At 64.3% G+C, this 1,671-nt stretch carries 2 protein-coding genes; both read left to right on the forward strand.

From position 1 onward, the window contains the following. Positions 1-519: 519 nt before the first annotated feature. Positions 520-873 carry a trimeric intracellular cation channel family protein gene (locus tag B1A78_RS21750; protein ID WP_077148904.1) on the forward strand — a complete coding sequence of 118 codons (354 nt, stop codon included), beginning with the start codon at positions 520-522 and terminating at the stop codon, positions 871-873. A 98-nt stretch (positions 874-971) separates the two neighbouring features. Continuing rightward, positions 972-1,671, forward strand: a 700-nt coding sequence (locus B1A78_RS21755; protein ID WP_077148905.1) for an ImuA family protein, incomplete at its 3' end; no start/stop codon positions are given.

Below are 1,671 nucleotides of genomic sequence, written 5' to 3' on the forward strand. Positions count from 1 at the left end.
TTGAGCGAGTTGCGCCTCGTGCATATTCGGCGGCCCGAGCGCGGCCCGGTCACCACTGAGTTGAATAACGGCGGTTGGTCGGTGGCGATGCTGATCGATGGCGCCGCGCGCTAAGGGTTCCCGGCGGGCTCGTGGCCAGACATCAGGGGCGTGCAAGCGCTTAGAATTCGTCATGGCACCCTTCTCGGCGCCGAACGTTGACCCGCATCAGCCAGGCGCAGCTCTTTCCGAGATATCAGAACCTCCAGTAGGGACGACCTTATCAAAATGTCGCGCCCGCCAGCATCAGCCCGCCCATGCAGCACAGGAGGCAGCCCATTCTTGAGGAGTGACACCGACTTACCATATGCAAGACAGGTCTTCTGGCGGACTGGGGCGCCTGTACCGATGAGTTCGAATTCCGCTACATCCCCCTAAGGCGTACTGCATTTATGACCGTGGTCGTGCTCGCGAAGTGGTGCGCGGTACCGTTGGCAAGCGCCTACCTATCTGGGGACTGAAGCAATCACCGCCTGACTGGTGTTAGGCCCGTCTGCGACCGCGCCCGCATCCGGACGCGGTCTATGGCGCCGCGAAAGCGCTCGCCGTCGGTGTAACGCCGATGTCGGCAGTGACCGCGGCGTCATTATCGCCTGCGTGGGCGGCATCATCCGAGACACACTCGCCGGCGAACCGTCGATCCTCTTGCGGCACGAAATCTGTGTGACGGCCGCGCTTGCCGCTGCGGGCCTCTACATCCTTCTCGAGGGCGTAGCCGTGGCGTCGCCATGGGCTGCAACGGCAGCTGAGATTATCGGCATGGCACTGCGGGGCGGCGCCATTCGATGGGGCTGGTCACTCCCCGCGCGCGGCCGCTTCTCCACAGATTTCTGAAAGCGGACATGCGTCGATCACGCCGTTCGGCTTGACTTGGATGCGATAAAAAGAACAAAGAAGGAACATTGCTCTCCATTTTCCGAGTTCGCCCCGTCATGCAAGCGCCATCCATTATCTCCGATCTTCGCGCGAAAATCGCGCAGATCGAAGGTATTGCGGCGCGTCATTATGTCATTCCGTTCGAAATTGAAGCTATCGACTCGCGTCTGCCAGCCGGGGGGATAGCCGCCGGCGCGCTGCACGAGCTGGCGGGCAGCCCCGAACTTGCCGACGATGCGAGTGCGACGATCTTTCTCGCCGGCATCCTTGCGAGGTGCGAAGGGCCCGTCCTGTGGTGCCTTCGCTGGCGCGATCTTTTCACGCCCGCGCTCCATCTCGCGGGACTGCACCCTGACCGCCTGATCCATGTCGAGGCGGGAAGCGACACCAACGTCCTCCTCGCTATGGAGGAGTGTCTCCGCCACCCGGGACTCGCCGGCGTCGTCGGCGAGGTCCGCAAATATACCACCACCGCCTCGAAGCGGCTGCAACTGGCGGCCGAAGCCTCCGGCGTCCCGGCCTTCGTCTTCCGCCGCGCCAGCAAGGCCGGCGAACCTGCCGAAGGCAGTGCCGCCCTCACCCGCTGGCGGATCACGGCAAGCCCGAGCGAGGATCTCGGCATCCCCGCGATCGCGCGGCCGCGCTGGCGCGTCGCACTCGAGCGTACGCGCGGCGGCAATCCCCACAACTGGATCGTGGAGGGGTGCGATGCGACGGGTCGTATCGCTCTTCCTGCCGCACTGGTCGACCGACCGG

Origin of the sequence: Sphingopyxis sp. KK2 (genome assembly GCF_001990265.1) — a bacterium.
GTDB lineage: Bacteria > Pseudomonadota > Alphaproteobacteria > Sphingomonadales > Sphingomonadaceae > Sphingopyxis.